This is a genomic window from Sphingomonas sp. (assembly GCF_036731925.1).
Lineage (GTDB): Bacteria > Pseudomonadota > Alphaproteobacteria > Sphingomonadales > Sphingomonadaceae > Sphingomonas.
Genome location: NZ_DAINDJ010000002.1, coordinates 365,188 through 385,255, shown reverse-complemented (window position 1 = coordinate 385,255; position 20,068 = coordinate 365,188). Strand labels below are relative to the sequence as shown.

The window sequence follows — 20,068 nt, the reverse complement described above, 5'->3', positions numbered from 1 at the left end:
AGGGAAGGCGGCGAACCGGAACCCCCGGTTCGCCGCCTTTTCGTTTCCGGTTACATCGGCCCGCCGGCAGCGCGGCGCTCGAAGATGGCGGCCAGTTCGAGATGCAGGCGCTTGTGGCGCTCGTTCGGTGCACGCGCCGCACGGTCCCGCTCCTGCTCGGCGCGGAGGCGGAAGTGGCTGACAAGGGGTGCCATATTGGGGGAGCTCATCAACCCATTCTCTGTGGTAGTGCGACCTGTTCGCAAGAATGTGGCCCCAGCCTCGCCCGCCCGCCATTCCGTAGAAGTCACGGTCTGTACCGATACGATACGGGTTGCAGCCTAGATCGACTCAGCGTTGCACCGCCGGCTGCAACGCGAAGCTTCCCCTGCCCATGGGTGCGGGCGCAGCCGTAACTCCTTCTGAAGCAAGGATCGTGGCGATGGCGTGCGCGCGTTTCGTTGCCAGCGGTGCGTCTTCGGAGAGTGCGGCCACAGCTTCGGCGGCGGGTAGCCCCGGGACCCCCAGCATGCCCCAGTTCCACCGCTTCGCTGCCCATGCCGAGAGGCGCACGGCCGCCTCTGCCTCCGGCGACAGCATCGTTTCCGACGAATCGACGGGAAGAGTTGGAAGCGGAAGGGCAGGCGGCGTTATTTCCACCACCCAGCCAGGTGCCGTTCGGCTGCACGCTGTTCGAGCGCGCGGTAGCTTGCCAGTCCGGCCCCGGGGATCGGCGCGGCGGCCGCCACGACGCGCTGATGATAGCGACCGACGGTCACGCGCGCCTCCGGAATGCCGGCGAGCACTGCGACGAGGCGAACGCTGCAGCAGGGCGGTGCCGGGCCGGATCGTGGTATCGGGCATATCACCAGCTTCCTTGAAGAGATCGACCGTTCTGGAAACGGAATGAACCGGAGAAACACCGGAACTGTCCAGTGCGAAATCGGGTTCAAAGGGCTCCCCAACGCACAGGAGCGAGCCTTGCAGCGATTTGTCGCCGAGCTTCCCGGCTGGATGACCAGCATCTTCGCCATCCTTCTTGCCATCGCGGTGGCCTTGCTCCTCCACCATGTGGCCTTCGCCCTGGCCCGACGTGCGGCGGCCCGGACCAGCACCCAGCTCGACGACATCGTCATTCGGCGGCTGTTTCGTCCGGCGCGGTGGCTGCTGATGGCGATCGCGCTCTCCTTCGTGCAACCGGGGCTGGACCTGGGCGCAAGTGGCACACGCGCCTGGGCGCAGGCGGCGGGGCTGCTGGTGCCGGGCCTGATCGGCTGGACGCTGGTGGCGCTGCTCGGCGTGCTGTTCGACTGGGTGCTGCTGCGCGCCGACGTGTCGGTGGAGAACAACCTGCGGGCCCGTCGGCGGCGCACGCGCGCTTCGATCCTGCACCGCATCATCGTGTTCGTGGTGCTTGCGATCACCTTCTGCCTGATGCTGATGAGCATCCCCAGCGTGCGCAGCATCGGCGTGACGCTGATCGCTTCGGCCGGTCTTGCCGCGCTCGCGGTGGGTGCTGCCGCCCAGCCGGCGCTGAAGAACCTGATCGCCGGTATCCAGATGGCGTTTTCCGAGCCGATCCGGCTCGACGACGTGGTGATCGTGGAAGGCGAGTGGGGCCGGATCGAGGATATCCGCCTCACCTATGTCGTGGTGCGGCTATGGGACGAGCGGCGGCTGGTGGTGCCCGTCTCGCAATTCCTCGAGAAGAGCTTCCAGAACTGGACGCGCGAGACCAGCCAGCTGCTTGGCAGCGTGTTCTGGTATCTCGATCCGGCCGCCGACATCCCGCGGTTGCGCGCTAAGCTGGAGGAGCTGGTCAAGGCCAACCCGCGCTGGGACGGCCGCTTCTGCAATCTGCAGGTGACCGACACCAAGCCCGAGGCGATCGAAGTGCGCGGGCTGATGACGGCCAAGGATGCCTCGACCGCCTTCGACCTGCGCTGCGATATCCGCGAAGGGCTGCTCGCCTATATCCGGCAGGAGATGCCCGAGGCGCTGGTCCGCACCCGCGGGCTGCTCGACTTCACGCCTCGACCGGAAGCCGCGTCTCCGCCTCCATCGGCACGCTCCTGAGTTCGTCGGTGAACTTCTTGAGCCACCACATCACGTCCTGTTCGTCGACGCCTGCCTTCAGCGCCTGCCAGCGCGCGATCCGTTCTTCGAGCGACATGTTAAGCGCCTGGCAGATCGCGTCGGACACTTCCTCCGCGCTATAGGGGTTCACCAGCAGTGCCTGCTCCATCTGGATCGCCGCGCCGGCGAACTTGGAGAGGATCAGCACGCCCGGATCCTTGGGGTCCTGCGCCGCGACATATTCCTTGGCCACCAGGTTCATCCCGTCGCGCAAGGGGGTGACCAGCCCGATCTTTGCAGCGCGGTACACGCCCGCCAGCACGTCGCGCGGATAACCCTGGTTGACGTAGCGCAGCGGCACCCAGTCGAGATCGGCGTGCGCGCCGTTGATCTTGCCCGACAGGCCTTCCAGCGTGTTGCGGATGCGCTGATAGGTTTCCACCGTCGCGCGGGACGGCGGCGCAATCTGCAGCAGGAACACTTCCTTGCGCTGCTCCGGATAGGTGGTGAGGAAGCGCTCGTAACCGAGGAAGCGCTCTTCCAGCCCCTTCGAATAATCGAGCCGGTCGACGCCGACGATCAGCGAGCGGCCGACCGAGCTGGTGCGCATCTGCTCGAACGTCTCGCGCGCGGAATCGCTCTCGGCCAGCGCCGCGAACTCCTTGGCGTCGATGCCGATCGGGCAGGCAACCAGCTTCACGCTCTTCAGGCCGATGCGCAGCACGCCGTCGGGCTGGACCACCGCTTCCATCTCGGCGCGGGCGAAGTCGATGAAGCTTTCCATCCATTCCTGGGTGTGGAAGCCGATCACGTCATAGGCGAACAGCGTCTCGATCAGCTCGTGCGCCTTGGGCAGGCTGGAGAGCAGGCGGCGCGGCGGCCAGGGGATGTGGAGGAAGAAGCCGATCCGGTTCTTGCAGCCCCGCCGGCGCAGCTCCTGGCCGAGCGGGAACATGTGATAGTCCTGCACCCACACCATGTCGTCCGGCTCGATCAGCGGGCGGACGGTTTCGGCGAAGCGCTCGTTGACGCGCTGATAGCCGCCGGCGAAGCCGCGCTCATATTCGGCCAGGTCGATCCGGTAGTGAAACAGCGGCCACAGCGTCCGGTTCGCATAGCCGTTATAATATTCGTCGATGTCCTGCTCTTCGAGGTCGACCGTGGCGGTGGTGACGCCCTCATTCCGCTGCATGCTGATCTGGCCGGTGAACTGGTCGGTCTGCTCGCCGGACCAGCCAAACCAGATGCCGCCATTTTCGCGCAATGCTGCGGCGAGGGCGACGGCGAGGCCGCCCTGCGCCCCCGAATTGGAGCCGTTGGGTGCGGTGACGCGGTTCGAGATGACGATCAGGCGGCTCAACGGATTGAACTCCACGGTTTGCTCAGCAGGACGGCGCAGTTGATCATGCCGACCAGCGAGTAGGTCTGGGGATAATTGCCCCACAATTCCCCGGTCACGGGGTCGATATCCTCGGAGAGCAGGCCGGCGGCGGTGCGCCGGCTCAGCATCTCCTCGAACAAGGCGCGCGCTTCGTCAGTGCGGCCGGTGATGTGCAGCGCTTCGATCAACCAGAACGTACAGAAGTTGAACGCGGTTTCGGGCAGGCCGAAATCATCCTCGGTGTCGTAGCGCAGCATGGTCGAGCCGCGGCGCAGGCCCGCCTCGACTGCCTTGAGGGTATCGACGAAGCGGGAATCGTCGGGCGCCAGGAAGCGCATCTCCAGCAGCTGGAGCAGGCTGGCGTCGAGATCGTCGCCCGAGAAAGTGGCGGAGAAGCGCTGCGTCTCCTCCCGCCACGCCTTGTCGAACACGGCGTTACGGATCGTATCGGCGCGATGCTGCCAGAAGGCGCGCCGATCTTCGAGGCCGAGCGCATGCGCGGCATTGGCAAGCCGGTCGCACGCCGCCCAGCACATCGCCACCGAATAGGTGTGGACGCTCTGGCGCGTGCGCAGCTCCCAGAGACCGGCGTCCGGGGAATCGTGATACTGCCATGCCCGCTCGCCGACGCGCTCCAGCGCCTCGAAATCCTCGATACCCGCGATGCGGTACAGCCGCTGGTCGAAAAAGGCCTGGACGTTGGAGAGGACGATCTGGCCATATGCATCGTGCTGGACCTGCTCATAGGCCTGATTGCCGACGCGCACCGGACCCATGCCGCGATAGCCGGCGAGGTCAGGCGCCTCGCGCTCTTCCAGCGTCGCTTCGCCCAGCACGCCGTACAGCGGCTGGATATGGCCGCCGCGTGGCTCGGCGCGGGCATCGTCGACGATGTTGCGCAAATAGCCGAGATAGGTCTCGAGCACGTCGAGCGCGCCCAGCCGGTTGAGCGCCTGTACCGTATAATAGGCGTCGCGGATCCAGCAGTAGCGATAGTCCCAGTTGCGCTGCGAGCCCGCATGTTCGGGAATCGAGGTGGTCAAGGCTGCGACGATCGCGCCGGTTTCCTCGTGCTGGCAGAGCTTGAGGGTGACGGCGGCGCGGATCACCACGTCCTGCCATTCAAGGGGAATGGCGAGGCCGCGCACCCAGTGCTGCCATTCGGTGATGGTGTTGAGCAGCATGTCGTCGACGGTTTCTGCGACGTCGCCGCTGAAGCTCTCGTCGGGGCCCAGGAAGAAGTGCAGCGGCTTCTCGACGCGGAACAGGCGTTCCTCGTCCACCATGCCGACCGGCGCGGTGGTGGTGAGCCGCAGCGTCATCGGCTCGACCAGGTAGCGAAGGTGGTTGGAGCCGCCGATGCGGGTGGCGCAGGGCTTGCCCCAGCCGCAGGTGGGGCGCAGCTTCACCCGGATGCGCGGGCTACCCGCCACCGGCTTGACGATGCGCGCGAAGGCAACCGGACGGTACACGCGGCCCAGCCGCGAGAAGCGCGGGCAGAAATCGGTGACTTCGATTGCGTTGCCGGCTGCATCGGTGTGGCGGCTCACCAGGATCGGGGCGTTGCGCAGATAGTGCTGCTCGACCGAGACGACGCCTTCCAGCGCGATGTCCCAATAGCCGGAATCGGGTTCCTCGCCGCCAACCAGCGCGGAGAAGAGCGGATCGCCGTCCACCCGCGGCACGCAGCCCCAGACGAAGCGCCCGGTCCGGTCGATCAGCGCGCTGACCTGGCAGTTGCCGATCGGCCAGAGGTCCAGGGTGGTCATGCGTCGACTCCCGCAGCAAGGGCAAGCCATGCGAGCACGCCGTTCACGTCGTCGACGCGGTAGCGCGCGTCCGTCCGGCGGGGTGGCCCGACCAGCACGCCGGCACCGCCCAGCAGCGCCACGGCGGAGAAGCCGGGTTCGTCGGTCACGTCGTCGCCGAGGAATACGGGCCGGCCGCCGGCGAAGCGGGGATCGCTCATCAATGTGCGGATCGCGCTGCCCTTGTCACCGCCGGGGCTGCGGACCTCGACCATCATCTTGCCGTGCTGGAGGTACAGGCCGTGTTCGGCGGCAAGCTGCTCGCCCAGCGTCATCGCGTCGGCTTCATGCTCGGGGTTCAGCCGGTAGTGCACCGCGGCGCCGAGCGGCTTGTCTTCCAGCACCACGCCGTCACGCGCATCGGTGAAGGCGCGCATCGTGGCGAGTGCCTGCTCCAGCCCCACAGGCCGTTCGGCGCGCTCGCGGCGGCCGTCGGACCAGCGGAATTCCATGCCGTGGCTGCCGACGATCGAAGGCACGCGCTCTCCGAAAAACGTCGCCAGATCTTCCGCCGGCCGACCGCTCACCAGGGCAAGCCGGCCGTCCAGCTTTTCTTCCAGGGCGCGGAGCAGAGCGACGAGCTTCTCGTTCACCACCACGCCCTCCGGGCGCTCGGCGAGCTCGACCAACGTCCCATCGAAATCGAGGAACAGGCTGGCGGTATCAAGCAGGTCCGCCGGCGGCGGCATCAGCGAAACGGGTTCCCGGTCGGGCATGCAACTCCTCATCGGGGCGCAGCCAGAATTGCGCCCTCCACAGGATCGTTACGCGCGCGGGCCCGATCCGTTCCCCGACTGGTCGGATTCATGCTGCACCTGCGTTGTACCGAAGCGCAGCGACAGGCCGTGATAGAGCCGCTCTTTCGACACCAGCTGGGCAGTGAAGTCGGCGATCAGCGCGGCCGCGAGCAGCGGCAGCATCAGCCCGCGGCTGGCGGTCGTCTCGGCGATGATGATCACCGCGGTCAGCGGCGCGCGGACCACCCCCGTGAAATAGGCTACCATGCCCAGCAGCACGATCGTGCCTCCTGGGGCGGTGGGGAAGATCGGGCGGACGAGGTCCCCCACGCCCGCGCCGACGGAGAGCGACGGCGCGAAGATCCCCCCGGGAATGCCGGCGACCGCGGTGGCGAGGGTCGTCGCGAACTTGGCGGGGGCGTACCACCAGGCGATCTCGCTGCCGGTGATCGCGGCGCGGGCGGCGTCATAGCCGGTGCCCCAGGTGAGCCCTGTCGTCACGCCGAGCACCGCGACGACCAGCCCGCAGGCCGCGGCGAAGGCGAGCTTGTGGCGGCGGATAGCGACCAGTGGCCGCCAGTCGGATCCGCCGACGGCAAGCATCAGCCGCGCGAACAGCCCGCCGGCCAGGCCGCCCACCACCCCGGCGACGGGCGCGGCGAGGATCGCCTGGCCCAGCGGCAGCGTGCTGCGCATCGCGCCGAAATAGACATAGTCGCCGGCGATGCCGAGGCTGGTCATGCCGGCGATCAGCACTGCGGCCATCACCAGCACGGCCATCCGCTGCTCATAGGCGGCGGCGAGTTCCTCGATCGCGAAGGCGACTCCGGCCAGCGGCGTGTTGAACGCCGCCGCGACGCCCGCCGCGCCGCCCGCGATGAACACGGACGCGCGGATCGGCACCCGGGCGAACCGGTGTGCATAGCCCATGATCGAAGCGGCGACCTGCACGGTGGGGCCCTCGCGCCCGGTAGAGGCGCCGACCAGCACGGCACCGATGGTCAGAACGAGTTTCAGCACGACCGTCTTGGCCGCGGTGAGGCTGGTCATCGCATGGTCGGGGTCGCGCGTGGCGGCCATCACCTGCGGGATGCCGGAGCCGGTCGCGTCAGGGGCGAAGCGCCGCGTCGCCCAGGCGAACAGCGCAAAGCCCGCAGGCGTAAGAAGGAGCGGCAGCCACCACCAGGTGCGCTGCAATGTCGTGAAGCGCCGCGCAGCCCAATCGGCTGCTTCCGCAAAGGCGAAGGCGACGAGGCCGATGACGATCGCGCCGCCGAGGAAGGCGACGCGGCGACGCCATATCTGCGCAGTGGGCCCGTGCCGGCGCACCATGGCGCGGACGCGGCGGGTGGTCTGGTGGCGGTCCATGCACTCCCTCAGCCTGCCCCCGGCGCAGGCTGTAGCGGGGGAGGGCGGGGAGCACCACCCTTAGATCCCATCCTCCCCTGCAAGGGGAGGTCGCAGCCCGCAGGGCTGACGGAGGGGTGTAACCACCGGAAGGGTGGACGACATCTCCGCCTTCGACACCCCTCCGTCGCGCTTACGCGCGCCACCTCCCCTGCAAGGGGAGGATCGTTCGCCTCAAGCGAACGCCGGCATGCCCGGCAGCAGCTTGTCGAGCGTTACCGGATAGTCGCGCACCCGAACGCCGCACGCGTTGTAGATGGCGTTCGCCACCGCGGCGCCGACGCCGCACAGGCCGAGCTCGCCGACGCCCTTGGCCTTCATCGGCGACGTGGTGGGGTCGGTCTCGTCGAGGAAGATCACTTCCTGGTGCGGGATGTCGGCATGGACCGGCACTTCGTATCCGGCAAGGTCGTGGTTGACGAAGAAGCCGAAGCGCTTGTCGACCGCCAGCTCCTCCATCAGCGCCGAGCCGACGCCCATCGTCATCGCGCCGATCACCTGGCTGCGCGCCGACTTCGGGTTCAGGATGCGGCCGGCCGCGCACACCGCGAGCATCCGGCGCACGCGCACCTCGGCGGTTGCGGCATCCACCGCGACCTCGACGAAATGCGCGCCGAAGGTCGACTGCTGGAACTTCCTGGCGAGGTCGCCATAGTCCATGAAGTCCTCGGCGACCAGCTCGCCGCCCTTGGCCGCATCGGCCAGCGCCACGCTGCGGTTGCCCGCACGGACCTTGCCGTCCTCGAACACCACATCGGCCGAGTTGAAGCCGAGCGCCGCGGTCACCTTGTCGCGCAGCATCGCGCAGGCGGCATAGACGCCGGCGGTCGAGCTGTTGGCGCCCCATTGCCCGCCCGAGCCCGCCGAGGCCGGGAAGCTGGAGTCGCCCAGCCGCACGTCGACGTTCTCCAGCGGCACGCCCATCATCTCCGCCGCGGTCTGGGCGATGATCGTGTAGGTGCCGGTGCCGATGTCGGTCATGTCGGTCTCGACCGTGACGACGCCCTTGCCATCCAGCCGCACCCGCGCGCCGGACTTGCCGTTGAGGTTGTTGCGGAACGCCGCGGCCATGCCCATGCCGATCAGCCAGCGGCCCTCGCGGATCGCACCGGGCGCCTTGGCGCGCCTGGCCCAGCCGAACTTCTCCGCGCCGATCTGCATGCACTGGATCAGCTGGCGCTGCGAGAAGGGGCGGTTGGCGGCCTCGGGATCGACCTGGGTGTCGTTCAGCGCGCGGAATGCCACCGGGTCCATCCCCAGCTTCTCCGCCATTTCGTCCATCGCGATTTCGAGCGCCATCAGGCCCGGCGCCTCGCCCGGCGCGCGCATGGCGTTGCCTTCGGGCAGGTCGAGCACCGCGAGCCGCATCGCGGTCAGCCGGTTCTCGCCGGCATAGAGCAGGCGGGTCTGCCCGACCGCCGTTTCCGGACCGCCGCCGGGCAGGTCGCCGGACCAGCTCTCATGGCCGATCGCGGTGATCTTGCCGTCCTTGCTCGTGCCAATGCGGATGCGCTGGATCGTCGCCGGGCGATGCGTGGTGTTGTTGGCGATCAGCGGGCGCTGCAGCGACACCTTCACCGGCCGTCCGGCTGCCCTGGCGCCGAGCGCCGCGAGGATCGCGTCGGTGCGGACGAACAGCTTGCCGCCGAATCCGCCGCCGACGAAGGGCGACATCAGCCGCACCTTGTCCTTGGGCACGCCCAGCGTGCGCGCAACGTCGCCCTTGCCCCAGTTGATCATCTGGTTTGAGGTCCAGAGCAGCAGCTGGTCGCCTTCCCATTTGGCGGTGGAGGCGTGCGGCTCCATCATCGCGTGGGTGTGATCCGGCGTGGTGTAGCGCGCGTCGAGCTGGACGGGCGCGCTGGCGAAGGCACCCTCGAAATTGCCGACCTTGCTTTCGGCCGGACCGCCGAAGCCGGGCGGCGGCAGCGTGGCGCTGCCCATTTCCGCTTCCAGATCGAACCGGCCCTTGGCCCGCGCATAGTCGACGCGGATCAGCGCCGCGGCGGCGCGCGCCTGTTCGAAGCTGTCGGCCACCAGCAGTGCGATCGCCTGGTGGTAATGCTCGATCTCCGGCCCACCGAGCAGGTTGGCGGTATTGAAATTGCCCTTGGTCAGCTTGCCGGCATTCTCGGCGGTGACGATCGCGAGCACGCCCGGCGCTGCCTTGGCGGCGCTCAGGTCCATGCCGGTGATCCGGCCCTTGGCGATCGCCGAGCCGAGCACATAGCCGTATGCCGCACCCGGCGCGACGTCGTGCCGCTCATAGGCATAGGGCGCGCGGCCGGTGGTCTTGAGCGGACCGTCGATCCGGTCGGTGGGCTTGCCGACGACCTTGAGGCGGTCGATCGGATTGGTCGTGGCGGGGGTATCGAACTTCATGGCTCAGCCCCTTGCTTCGCTCAGCACCGCGGCGAGCGTGCGCTCGGCCAGCGGCAGCTTGAAGGCATTGTCGTGCGTCGGCGTGGCGCCGGCGAAGGCGATCCTGGCGGCCGCGGCAGCCCCCTTGGGCAGGGCTGCCTCGGCGGCTTCGACGCGCCACGGCTTGTGCGCCATGCCGCCAAAGGCGACGCGGCCCGTGCCGTCCTTCTGCACCACCGCCGCTACGGAGACGAGCGCGAAGGCATAGGAGGCGCGGTCGCGCACCTTGTGGTAGAAATGCTTGCCACCCAGCGGCTTGGGCAGGGTGACCGCGGTGATCAGCTCGCCGGTCTGGAGCGTGTTATCGATATGCGGCGTGTCGCCGGGCAGGCGATGGAAGTCCGCAATCGCGATCTTGCGGGTGCTGCCGTCGGGCTTCACCGTTTCCACCGTCGCGTCGAGCAGCCGCATCGCGATGGCCATGTCGCCCGGATAGGTGGCGATGCACGCCTTGCTGGTGCCGATCACCGCGAGCTGGCGGCTGAACCCGCCGATCGCCGCGCAGCCGCTGCCGGGCTTGCGCTTGTTGCACGGCTGGTTGGGATCGTAGAAATAAGGGCAGCGGGTGCGCTGGAGCAGATTACCGGCCGTTGTCGCCTTGTTGCGCAGCTGGCCCGAGGCGCCCGCGATGATCGCGCGGGTGAGTACCGCATAGTCGCGCCGCACGCGCTTGTCGGCTGCGAGATCGGTGTTGCGCACCAGCGCGCCGATGCGCAGGCCGCCGTCCGCAGTTTCCTCGATCCGGTCGAGCGCGAGCTTGTTGACGTCGATCAGATGCGCCGGGGTCTCGATCTCCAGCTTCATCAGGTCGAGCAGATTGGTGCCGCCGGCGATGAACTTGGCGCCGGGGATCTTGGCGGCGAGCGCGGCGGCATCGGCCGGGCTGCTGGCGCGGGTGTAGTGAAAAGCCTTCATGCCTGCCTCCGCCCCGCGGCCTCGCGGATCGCCTCGACGATGTTGGAATAGGCGCCGCAGCGGCAGATGTTGCCGCTCATCCGCTCGCGGATCTCCATCTCGGAGAATGCGGGGCTCGCAGCCACGTCGGCGGCGACATGGCTTGGGATGCCGGCCTTGATCTCGTCAAGCACCGCCACGGCCGAGCAGATCTGTCCGGGCGTGCAATAGCCGCACTGATAGCCGTCGTGTTTCACGAAAGCGGCCTGCATCGGGTGGAGGTCCTCGGGCGTGCCCAGGCCTTCGATCGTCGTGACGCTGTCGCCGTCGTGCATCACTGCCAGGCTGAGGCAGCTGTTGATCCGCCTGCCGTTCACCATCACCGTGCAGGCGCCGCACTGGCCGTGATCGCAGCCCTTCTTGGTGCCGGTGAGGTGGAGATGCTCGCGTAGCGCGTCGAGCAGGGTGGTGCGGGTGTCGACGGTCAGCTCGGCCGGCTTGCCGTTGACCTTCAGCTGGACGGGTAGGGTGGGGGGCGTCTCCATGGGCGCGGCCGGTTCCTTGTTGCTGGCACTGGCGGGAAGGGCGGTTGCGGCGGCGAAGCCCGCGCCGCTCGCCAGCAGTCTCCGTCGCGATACGCCAATATCGGCTGGTCGATCCATATGGGTATCCCCTGCTTGCCTGTTTTCTCGCCCGATGGTGCGCGCGGAGGCTGTTCCGGCACGGGCAGGCGGTCGATGGCTCTGTGCATCTATCGGCTTTTCGCCGCACCCGCAATTGTACCGACAGGTAGCAAATCCGCCGCGACCCATTGCATTCTGGCAACAGTGTCATGACATTTTGTTTCTGCACGTGTCTGCCGCGTTGCCATTCTGAGCGGATCGTGCAGACATGGTGCAAGGTGAAGGCGCACGAAAGTTGCGTCCGCTGCGGAAAAAAATCCGGGAAAAGGGAAAATTCATGACGTCCACGTTCAGAACCTGTCTGCTCGCGTCGACCATGCTGGTTGCGGGCATCGCGGCGCCTGCATACGCCCAGCAACAAAGCGTGCCCGAAACCGAGGCGCAGGCCGAAAGCGGCAGCGAGATCGTCGTCACCGGCACGCGCATCTCGCGGCCGGATCTCGAACTGGCCAGCCCGGTCAATGTCATCAGCCAGCAGGAAATCACGTTCCGGCAGCCGGGCACCGCGGATGACCTGCTGCGCAACCTGCCGGCGATTCGTCCGTCCATCGGCGCGGGCGTGAACAACGGTTCCGACGGTTCGTCGACGCTCAACCTGCGCGGCATCGGCGAGCAGCGCACCCTGGTGCTGCTGGATGGCCGCCGCCTGGTACCCTATGGCCTGGACGGGCTGACCGACACGAACAACATCCCTGTTGCGCTGCTGCAGCGCGTGGAAGTGTTCACTGGCGGCGCTTCGTCCACCTACGGCGCGGACGCCGTGGCGGGCGTCGTCAACTTCATCACCCGCCGCGACTTCTCCGGCATCGATGCATCGGCGAGCTACCGCGTGTCCGAGCGCGGCGACAGCCAGCGCTTCAAGGCGGACCTCGTCGTCGGCGGCAACTTCGCCGATGGCCGCGGCAACGTCGTGCTGGCGGTGGGCTACACCAAGGCCGATCCGCTGCTCCACCTCGATCGCAAGATCAGCGAAGTGCCGATCAGCTCCACCACCGGCTCGTTTGCCGGATCGAGCACCGCGGCCGTGACGATCTTCGGCTCGCCCGGGGTGGCCGCGCTCGGCCTCGGCCCCAGCGACTTCGGCGCCGTGGTGAACCCGACGACCGGGCTGCTCCAGTCCGCGACCGCGAACGACACCTACAACACCAATATCGGCACCTATTTCCAGACGCCGCTGGATCGCATCAACGCCTATTCGGCGGGCTATTACAAGATCACCGACGCGATCGAGTTCTACGGTTCGGCGATGTTCACGCGGAACCAGATCGCGACCCAGCTGGCCTCCTCGGGCACCTTCAACAACACCTATCAGCTGGGCCTGAACAACCCGTATCTGACGACCGGCATCCGCAACCAGCTCTGCACCGCGACCAAGATCTCGGCTGCGGACTGCGCGACCGCGGCGGCAGTGCAGGGCGGCCCGGGCACGGCCGGCTATCGCGAGATCCCGGTCGTTGCGCAGCGTCGCTTCACCGAGTTCGGCCCGCGCGGCAACCTGTTCGAATCGCAGATGTTCCAGGTGCAGGGCGGCTTCCGTGGCGAGATCACCACGGGCCTGAAGTACGATGTGTCGGCACAATATGGCGAGACGACGCAGAACCAGACGCGCCAGCGCTGGGGCTCGTTCAGCAAGGTCCAGCAGGCCCTGCGCGCCTATCGCGATGCGAGCGGCACCATCCGCTGCGTGGACAGCAGCAACGGCTGCGTGCCGCTGAACCTGTTCGGGCCCAACGGCTCGATCAGCTCGGCGCAGGCGGCGTTCATCAATCTCGACGCCATCATCAACCGCAAGGTGCGCCAGACCGTCGTTACGGGCAGCCTTTCGGGCGACCTGTTCACCTCGCCGCTTGCCGCGAGCAAGATCGCGTTCGCGGTGGGCGCCGAATATCGCAAGATCACTGCCGCCAGCCAGCCGGACGGCCCCTCGCAGGTGCAGGGTGAAGTGCTTGGCACCGGCGCGCGCACGCCCCCGGACACGGGCCGGTACAGCGTCAAGGAAGTGTTCGGCGAAGTGATCGCCCCGCTCGTCGAGAACCAGCCGTTCTTCTACAAGCTGACTGCGGAAGCGGGCATCCGCTATTCCGACTACACCACCACGGGCGGCAGCACGACGTGGAAGGCCGGCGGCACCTGGGAGCCGGTGCAGGGCTTCAAGTTCCGCGGCACCTATCAGGTGGCGGTGCGCTCGCCCAACATCCAGGAGCTGTTCCAGTCGCCGGTGCAGGGGCTGGGCAACCTGACGCGCGACGTCTGCGCTGGCACCGGCGTGCTGAGCAACGCGCCGCTGGCCGCGCTCTGCGTTGCCACCGGCGCGCCGGCGGGCACCATCGGTTCGATCGCGCAGCCAAGCTCGGGCCAGATCAACAACACCACCGCGGGCAACCGCGACCTCGATGTGGAAAAGGCGAAGACCCTCACCCTTGGCGGCGTGTTCACGCCCACCTTCCTCAAGGGCTTCTCGGCGACCGTCGACTATTTCCGCATCAAGGTCTCGAACGCGATCACTCAGCCGGCCCAGGCCGACATCCTGAACGGCTGCTATTCGGCAACGCTGAACCCCAGCTTCGCCAACAACGCGTTCTGCGCGCTGATCCGGCGTAACCCGCTGACCGGCACGCTGAACGGCGCGGGCGAAACCCCCGGCGTGATCCTGACCTATTCAAACCTGGGCGTAATCCGCACCGCGGGCATCGATCTCGGCGTCAATCAGCGCGTGCTGCTGAACGACATCGGCATCCAGGACAGCGGCGCGATCTCGATCGGGTTCAACGGCACCTATCTGGACTATTATCGCTTCCAGGCGAACCCGAACTCGATCAACCGCAACTGCACCGGCCGGTACAGCGCGGGTGGCTGCACCAATCCGCGCGCCAAGCTGCGCTGGAATGGTCGCCTGACCTATGATCGCCCGGGCTTCGACGCATCGCTGCTGTGGACCCACATCAGCCATGTCAGCCTGGAGGATCCGATCGGCAGCATCCTGCCGCGTTTCGCCCGCATCCCCGCCTACGACTATTTCGACCTGTCGTTCGGCGTGCGACCGACCAAGAACCTCAGCCTGAACCTGACGGTGAACAATCTGCTCGACAAGGATCCGCCGCTGGTGGGTTCGGGTGTCGGCGGTACGTCGTACAACAGCGGCAACACCTTCCCGACGATCTACGATCCGATCGGGCGCTCCTACACGCTGGGTGCGCGCCTCACCTTCTGATCCCGACCCAAAACATAAGTGTCTCCCAACACCTGGGGCGGCGGGCCGAAAGGCCCGCCGTTTTTTTTGCGGGAGGGGGATCAGTCCTGCTGGTCGGACAGGTCCATGAAGTTGCGCGCGGCCTCGCGATCGGCCTCGTCCTCGAAGGTGACGTCGAGATCGGGCGCGTTGCCCAGCATGAACAGCAGCGCCCACAGCGCGAAACGCCGGGCGCGATCGGTCTCGAGGCCGAGATCGACCTTCATCCGTTCGATTCCCGCGGCAAGCGCGGGCGGGGTGAGGGCGCCGAGATCGGCGGTGCCGAAATAGCGGACTAGCTGGTCGTCGAGTTGCATGCTGCCGGCCTAGGCCGGTCCGGTGCGGGCGGCAAGGATACGGGATATTCCCAAGCGACGTTCGCGTGCCCGCGGTCCATGCGACCCGATCATGTGGACCTATCACCCCGATCTGCTCGCCACGCCCGTGCCGCGTTACACCAGCTACCCCACCGCCGCCGAATTCGGTGAGGGCGTAGGGTCTGCGGAGATGGCGGCCGCGCTGGAGCGGGTGGAGCCGGACACGGAGGTCTCGCTCTATCTCCATATCCCGTTCTGCCGCGAGATTTGCTGGTATTGCGGCTGCAACACCGGGGCGGCGAACCGTGCAGCGCGGCTCGACGCCTATCTTGCCCGCCTCTCGGAGGAGATTGACGGCGTCGCCCGGCGGCTCGCAGGCCGTGGTAAGGTAGGCCGGATCGCGTTCGGCGGCGGCAGCCCCAACGCGATTGCGCCCCACGCCTTCCTCCAGCTTGCGGAGCAGGCAAAGGCTGCGTTTGGTGCGACGGCGCCGGTGCTTTCGGTGGAGGTCGACCCGCGCGGTTTCGATGGCGCCTGGGCCGAGGCGATGGCGAAGGCCGGCGTTTCGCGCGCCAGCCTGGGCGTGCAGACCTTTGATGCCGGCCTGCAGGCCGCGATCGGCCGGGTGCAGCCGCGCGAGGACATCGCCGCCACCGTCGGCCTGCTGCGCGGCGCCGGCGTCGAGTCGATCAACTTCGACCTGATGTACGGCCTCCCCGGGCAGACGGACGACGCGCTGGCGGCATCGATTGCGGAGAGCGTCGCGATGGGCGCCGATCGCCTGGCGGTGTTCGGCTATGCCCATGTGCCGCACCTGATCCCGCGCCAGCGCCGGATCGATGCGGGCGCCTTGCCGGATGCCGCCGCGCGCTTTGGCCAGGCGGCGCTGGCGCATGATGCGCTGACCGGTGCCGGCTATGACCCGATCGGCTTCGATCATTTCGCACGGCCCGGCGACGCCATTGCGGTCGCCGCGCGCGAGGGGCGGCTGCGGCGCAACTTCCAGGGGTTCACCGAGGACGAAGCCGAGGTGCTCATCGGCCTGGGCGCCAGTGCCATCAGCGAGTTTCCGGACCTGCTCGTGCAGAACGAGAAGAATGCCGGGCGGTGGCATATGGCGGTCTCGTCCGGCCGGCTGGCGGCTGCGCGCGGTGTGCGGCGCTCCAGCGACGACCAGTGGCGCGCGGCGGTGATCGAGGAACTGCTCTGCCAGGGCCAGGCCGATCTTGCCGGCATTTCCGGCCGCGCGGCGATCGCGCTGCGGCTTGCCCGGTTCGCCGCGCTGAACCTGGTGCGCTGGGAAGGCAGTGTGCTGCTGCTCGCGCCAGAGGCGCTGCCCTATGCGCGGGTGATCGCGAGCGCGGTCGACCAGTATCGCGGCGCGGCGCCCACGCGCTTCAGCAGTGCAGTGTGACGCTATCCGATCTCCGGGAATCTACCCAGCGTTGGGTGTATAGCTTCGGTTCATGCAGGCTCTTATAAGGCGCCGGCCCGATACGCGCCGGGGTCTTGTCTGCGCGGTTCGAAAGAGCACCGATGTCGCGTCCCGTTTTCTTTGATCCCACCGGCAGCCGCAAGCGCTGGACGATGCGCACCGTGTTCGCGCTGATCGGCGGTGTGCTGATCGCTGCCGTCGTGTTCGCCGCCACCATCGTCAACGTGCCGCCCGCACAGGACCTGCCGGTCCGCTGGGAGAATGCCAAGCCGGCGGCGCTGCGGTCGCTGAGCGCGCGGGGCCAGTCGCGCTCGCAGCGCTGGCTGCCTGGCGGCGCGGCCAAGCGGCCGGGCGCGCCGCTCACCGTCGGTTTCTACGTGCCTTGGGATCCGGCAAGCGCCGACTCGCTCCGCCGCAACATCGGCGATCTCGACTGGGTGGTGCCGGCCTTCGTCTCCGTAACCGGGCCGAACCACGCCATGCAGGTGCTCGACGACCCGAAGTTCGCGAGCATCGTCGCCGGCGCGCCGCGCCGGCCGCGTGTGCTGCCGATGGTGCAGAACGTATCCGACGAGGCCTGGGACACCGCCGGCTCGGCCCGCCTGATGGCGAGCCCGGCTGCCCGGGCGAAGCTGGCGCGCGACCTTGCCGCTATGGTCAAGGCGCGCAACCTGCCGGGCCTGGTGATGGACTTCGAGAGCCTGCAGCCGGCGTCGCTGCCCGGCTATGCCCAGCTGCTCGACCAGATCAACAAGGCGATGCCGAAGGACAAGACGCTGGCGGTCACCGTGCCGGCGGGCGACACCAATTGGGATCTCAAGCGCTTTGCGGCGGTCACCGACCGCGTGATCCTGATGGACTATGACGAGCATTGGCAGGGCGGCACCGCCGGGCCGATCGCTTCGCAGCCCTGGTTCGTGGAAGAACTGCGCCGGGCGGTGTCGAAGGTCGGCGCGGACAAGCTGATCGTTGCGCTGGCCAGCTATGCCTATGATTATCACGGCGACGGCACCGACGCGATGAGCATCGAAGAGGCGTGGTCGGCCGCGCGCGACAGCGACGCCAAGGTCACCTTCGACAAGACCAGCGGCAACAGCGCTTTCGCCTATGACGAAAACGGCAAGCACCACGAGATCTGGATGGTCGACGCCACCGCGACCTGGAACCAGCTGCAGGCGGTGCGCACGGCCGGCGTCGGCAGCGTCGCGCTGTGGCGCCTCGGCACGGAGGACGCCGGCGTGTGGACCGCGCTGCTCGCCTATCGCCATGGCGGCCGACCGGACCTGAGCCGGATCGTTCCCGCGACCAATGTGGACGTGGAGGGCCCGGGCGAGATCCTGCGCGTCACCTCGACGCCGATGGTCGGGCAGCGCGCGATCAGCTTCGATGCCGCCAGCATGATCCGCGACGTGCAGTATCCGCAGCTGCCGACGCCTTATGTGGTGATGCGCACCGGCGCCTCGAAGAACGAGATCGCGCTGACCTTCGACGATGGGCCCGATCCCACCTACACCCCGCGCATCCTCGACATCCTGAAGGCCGAGCATGTGCCGGCGACCTTCTTCATCATCGGCGAGAACGGCCTGCAGCACCCGCTGCTGCTCCGCCGGCTGGTGGCCGAGGGGCATGAGCTGGGCAACCACACCTATACCCACCCGAACCTCGCCACCACCTCGGCGGCGAGCACCGCGCTGGAGCTGAACGCCACCCAACGGCTGGTCCAGGCCTATACCGGCCGCGGCATGCGGCTGTTCCGCGCGCCCTATTTCGGAGACGCCGAGCCGACCACGCCAGACGAACTCGATCCGGCCGTGGTGGCGCAGAAGCAGGGCTATACCGTGGTCGGCCTGCACGTCGACCCGGACGACTGGAAGCGCCCTGGCGTGGATGCGATCGTGCACGGCGTGCTCGACGATGTATCCGGGGCCAGGCCCGACCACTCCACCAACGTCGTGCTGCTGCATGACGGCGGCGGCAATCGCGAGCAGACGATCGAGGCGCTGCCCCGCATCATCCACGAGCTGCGCGCGCGCGGCTATACCTTCGTGCCCGTCTCGAAGCTGGCCGGGCTTTCCTACGATGCGGTGATGCCGCCGATCCGCGGCAGCGACCTGCTGGCCGTGCGGGCCGACGTGGCGATCTTCGTCGCGCTCGCGATGGTCGCCTCGGGGTTGCGCTGGATGTTCTTCATCGCGATCACCCTGGGCATTGCCCGCGCGGTGATCCTGGCCGGGCTGGCGCTGCGCCAGCGGCTGCGCGAACGCGGCGAACCGCCGGTGTTCACCCCCAGCGTGTCGGTGATCATTCCCGCCTATAACGAGGAGCGGGTGATCGAATCTTCCGTGCGCCGGGTGCTTGCCAGCGATTACCCGGCGATCGAGCTGATCGTCGCCGACGACGGATCGAAGGATCGCACCAGCGAAATCGTCGCGGCGGCGTTCGGCGACGATCCGCGCGTCACCCTGCTCACCCTCGCCAATGGCGGCAAGGCGGCGGCACTGAACCGGGCGCTGCAACAGGCCAGCGGCGACGTGATCATCGCGCTCGATGCCGACACCCAGTTCGAGCCGGAGACGATCGGCCGTCTCGCCCGCTGGTTCGCCGACGAGAAGATCGGCGCAGTGGCCGGCAGCGCGCAGGTGGGCAACCGGGTCAACCTCGTCACCCGCTGGCAGGCGGTGGAATATATCACCGCGCAGAATCTGGAGCGGCGCGCGCTGGCCGGGTTCAACGCCATTACCGTCGTGCCCGGCGCGGTCGGCGCGTGGCGGCGCGGGGCACTCGACGCGGTGGGCGGCTATCCCGAGGACACGCTCGCCGAGGATCAGGACCTCACCATCGCCATCCAGCGCGCTGGTTGGCGCGTGACCTATGATCCCGACGCGGTCGCCTGGACCGAGGCGCCGGAGAGCTTCCGGGCGCTGGCCAAGCAGCGTTATCGCTGGGCGTTCGGCACCCTCCAGTGCCTCTGGAAGCACCGCGGGCTATATCGCGACAGGAGCGCGCGCGGGCTCGCCTGGATCGGGCTCCCCCAGGCCTGGGTGTTCCAGATCATCTTCGCTGCCATCTCGCCGCTGATCGACCTGGCGCTCGTCTCCGCGATCTTCGCCACCGGCGTCCGGATCGCGCAGCATGGCTGGGAGCAGACGCGCGGCGACGTCGGCACCATGGCGATCTACTGGGTGGCCTTCACCGCGATCGACGTGGGCTGCGGCTGGGTTGCATACCGCCTCAACAGTCGGAAGATCCGCTATCCGGCGCTGCTGCTCGTGGCGCAGCGTTTCGTCTACCGCCAGCTGATGTACTGGGTGGTGCTGCGTGCGATCAGCTCGGCGCTTGGCGGCTGGTTCGTCGGCTGGGGGAAGCTGGAGCGCACCGGCCGAGTCGGCGGCGGACAGGCAGCCGCAGCGGAGTAAAACCCGCTCCCTTCTTCTCGCGAGCAATGCCAGACCGCCCGTTCCGCTCTCGCGGAGCGGGCGGCTTTGCTGTCAGGACCAGGAAGCGCGGAAAGGTGCGCCAGATCCGCTGTGGTAATTTTGCACCGTCGACTGATTTTCGACGCGGAACCCGGCGCAATTTGGCACATTAACCAGCATCGCAAGCGGTTCGACATCAGCGTTGTCGGCCCATTTCCGCGGCTTTTCTTGTAACATGAAGTGAAGATGACGCCGTAGTGTCATGGATGCTGCGCCGGATGTAAC

The 20,068-nt window shown here is 67.8% G+C and carries 14 protein-coding genes; 4 read left to right on the top strand and 10 right to left on the bottom strand.

Features of this window, described 5'->3' with window-relative positions; translation table 11 throughout:
- Positions 1–50 precede the first annotated feature (50 nt).
- Together V7E00_RS11285 and V7E00_RS11280 are read right to left on the bottom strand one after the other, a co-directional pair.
- On the bottom strand, positions 51–209 hold the full coding sequence (locus tag V7E00_RS11285) for a hypothetical protein (RefSeq protein ID WP_333572745.1): 159 nt from the start codon (positions 207–209) through the stop codon (positions 51–53).
- A gap of 420 nt (positions 210–629) precedes the next feature.
- Positions 630–848: a hypothetical protein gene (locus tag V7E00_RS11280; protein ID WP_333572744.1), complete on the bottom strand. Its 219-nt coding sequence runs from the start codon at positions 846–848 to the stop codon at positions 630–632.
- 145 nt (positions 849–993) lie between these two features.
- On the opposite strand from V7E00_RS11280, the gene V7E00_RS11275 reads away from it, so the two are divergent.
- Entirely contained in the window at positions 994–2,055 is a 1,062-nt protein-coding gene (locus tag V7E00_RS11275; RefSeq protein WP_443019210.1) for a mechanosensitive ion channel family protein, read from the top strand.
- On the opposite strand, the gene V7E00_RS11270 is transcribed toward V7E00_RS11275, so the two are convergent.
- From V7E00_RS11270 to paoA, 7 genes are all read right to left on the bottom strand, one after another.
- Positions 2,006–3,415: an alpha,alpha-trehalose-phosphate synthase (UDP-forming) gene (locus V7E00_RS11270; RefSeq protein WP_333572742.1), complete on the bottom strand. Its 1,410-nt coding sequence runs from the start codon at positions 3,413–3,415 to the stop codon at positions 2,006–2,008. The genes V7E00_RS11275 and V7E00_RS11270 overlap by 50 nt on opposite strands.
- Positions 3,412–5,205 carry a glycoside hydrolase family 15 protein gene (locus V7E00_RS11265; protein ID WP_333572741.1) on the bottom strand — a complete coding sequence of 598 codons (1,794 nt, stop codon included), beginning with the start codon at positions 5,203–5,205 and terminating at the stop codon, positions 3,412–3,414. The genes V7E00_RS11270 and V7E00_RS11265 overlap by 4 nt, the downstream gene beginning before the upstream one ends.
- Positions 5,202–5,960, bottom strand: coding sequence for a trehalose-phosphatase (gene otsB, locus V7E00_RS11260; protein ID WP_333572740.1), 759 nt, complete (start codon positions 5,958–5,960; stop codon positions 5,202–5,204). Before otsB ends, V7E00_RS11265 begins: the two co-directional genes overlap by 4 nt.
- Positions 5,961–6,008: 48 nt before the next feature.
- Positions 6,009–7,349 (bottom strand): chloride channel protein, encoded by a 1,341-nt coding sequence (locus V7E00_RS11255; RefSeq protein ID WP_333572739.1) that lies wholly within the window; start codon positions 7,347–7,349, stop codon positions 6,009–6,011.
- Between the two features lie 213 nt (positions 7,350–7,562).
- Positions 7,563–9,770 (bottom strand): aldehyde oxidoreductase molybdenum-binding subunit PaoC, encoded by a 2,208-nt coding sequence (gene paoC / locus V7E00_RS11250; RefSeq protein ID WP_333572738.1) that lies wholly within the window; start codon positions 9,768–9,770, stop codon positions 7,563–7,565.
- A 3-nt stretch (positions 9,771–9,773) separates the two neighbouring features.
- On the bottom strand, positions 9,774–10,724 hold the full coding sequence (locus V7E00_RS11245) for an FAD binding domain-containing protein (protein WP_333572737.1): 951 nt from the start codon (positions 10,722–10,724) through the stop codon (positions 9,774–9,776).
- On the bottom strand, positions 10,721–11,365 hold the full coding sequence (gene paoA / locus V7E00_RS11240) for an aldehyde dehydrogenase iron-sulfur subunit PaoA (RefSeq protein ID WP_333572736.1): 645 nt from the start codon (positions 11,363–11,365) through the stop codon (positions 10,721–10,723). The genes V7E00_RS11245 and paoA overlap by 4 nt, the downstream gene beginning before the upstream one ends.
- A gap of 298 nt (positions 11,366–11,663) precedes the next feature.
- On the opposite strand from paoA, the gene V7E00_RS11235 reads away from it, so the two are divergent.
- Positions 11,664–14,597, top strand: a complete 2,934-nt coding sequence (locus V7E00_RS11235) for a TonB-dependent receptor domain-containing protein (protein ID WP_333572735.1) — start codon at positions 11,664–11,666, stop codon at positions 14,595–14,597.
- Positions 14,598–14,677: 80 nt separating this feature from the next.
- Here V7E00_RS11235 and V7E00_RS11230 read toward each other — a convergent pair whose 3' ends face one another.
- Positions 14,678–14,932 (bottom strand): hypothetical protein, encoded by a 255-nt coding sequence (locus V7E00_RS11230; protein WP_333572734.1) that lies wholly within the window; start codon positions 14,930–14,932, stop codon positions 14,678–14,680.
- 91 nt (positions 14,933–15,023) lie between these two features.
- On the opposite strand from V7E00_RS11230, the gene hemN reads away from it, so the two are divergent.
- Together hemN and V7E00_RS11220 are read left to right on the top strand one after the other, a co-directional pair.
- Positions 15,024–16,346, top strand: coding sequence for an oxygen-independent coproporphyrinogen III oxidase (gene hemN, locus V7E00_RS11225; protein ID WP_333572733.1), 1,323 nt, complete (start codon positions 15,024–15,026; stop codon positions 16,344–16,346).
- Positions 16,347–16,468: 122 nt separating this feature from the next.
- Positions 16,469–19,783, top strand: coding sequence for a glycosyltransferase (locus tag V7E00_RS11220; RefSeq protein WP_333572732.1), 3,315 nt, complete (start codon positions 16,469–16,471; stop codon positions 19,781–19,783).
- Positions 19,784–20,068 lie beyond the last annotated feature (285 nt).

Bases quoted from the DNA above. Each gene is read 5' to 3' on its own strand.
- V7E00_RS11285 (WP_333572745.1), bottom strand. From the start codon at position 209: ATGAGCTCCCCCAATATGGCACCCCTTGTCAGCCACTTCCGCCTCCGC.
- V7E00_RS11275 (WP_443019210.1), top strand. From the start codon at position 994: ATGACCAGCATCTTCGCCATCCTTCTTGCCATCGCGGTGGCCTTGCTC.
- V7E00_RS11265 (WP_333572741.1), bottom strand. From the start codon at position 5,205: ATGACCACCCTGGACCTCTGGCCGATCGGCAACTGCCAGGTCAGCGCG.
- otsB (WP_333572740.1), bottom strand. From the start codon at position 5,960: ATGCCCGACCGGGAACCCGTTTCGCTGATGCCGCCGCCGGCGGACCTG.
- V7E00_RS11255 (WP_333572739.1), bottom strand. From the start codon at position 7,349: ATGGACCGCCACCAGACCACCCGCCGCGTCCGCGCCATGGTGCGCCGG.
- paoC (WP_333572738.1), bottom strand. From the start codon at position 9,770: ATGAAGTTCGATACCCCCGCCACGACCAATCCGATCGACCGCCTCAAG.
- V7E00_RS11245 (WP_333572737.1), bottom strand. From the start codon at position 10,724: ATGAAGGCTTTTCACTACACCCGCGCCAGCAGCCCGGCCGATGCCGCC.
- paoA (WP_333572736.1), bottom strand. From the start codon at position 11,365: ATGGATCGACCAGCCGATATTGGCGTATCGCGACGGAGACTGCTGGCG.
- V7E00_RS11235 (WP_333572735.1), top strand. From the start codon at position 11,664: ATGACGTCCACGTTCAGAACCTGTCTGCTCGCGTCGACCATGCTGGTT.
- V7E00_RS11230 (WP_333572734.1), bottom strand. From the start codon at position 14,932: ATGCAACTCGACGACCAGCTAGTCCGCTATTTCGGCACCGCCGATCTC.
- hemN (WP_333572733.1), top strand. From the start codon at position 15,024: ATGTGGACCTATCACCCCGATCTGCTCGCCACGCCCGTGCCGCGTTAC.
- V7E00_RS11220 (WP_333572732.1), top strand. From the start codon at position 16,469: ATGTCGCGTCCCGTTTTCTTTGATCCCACCGGCAGCCGCAAGCGCTGG.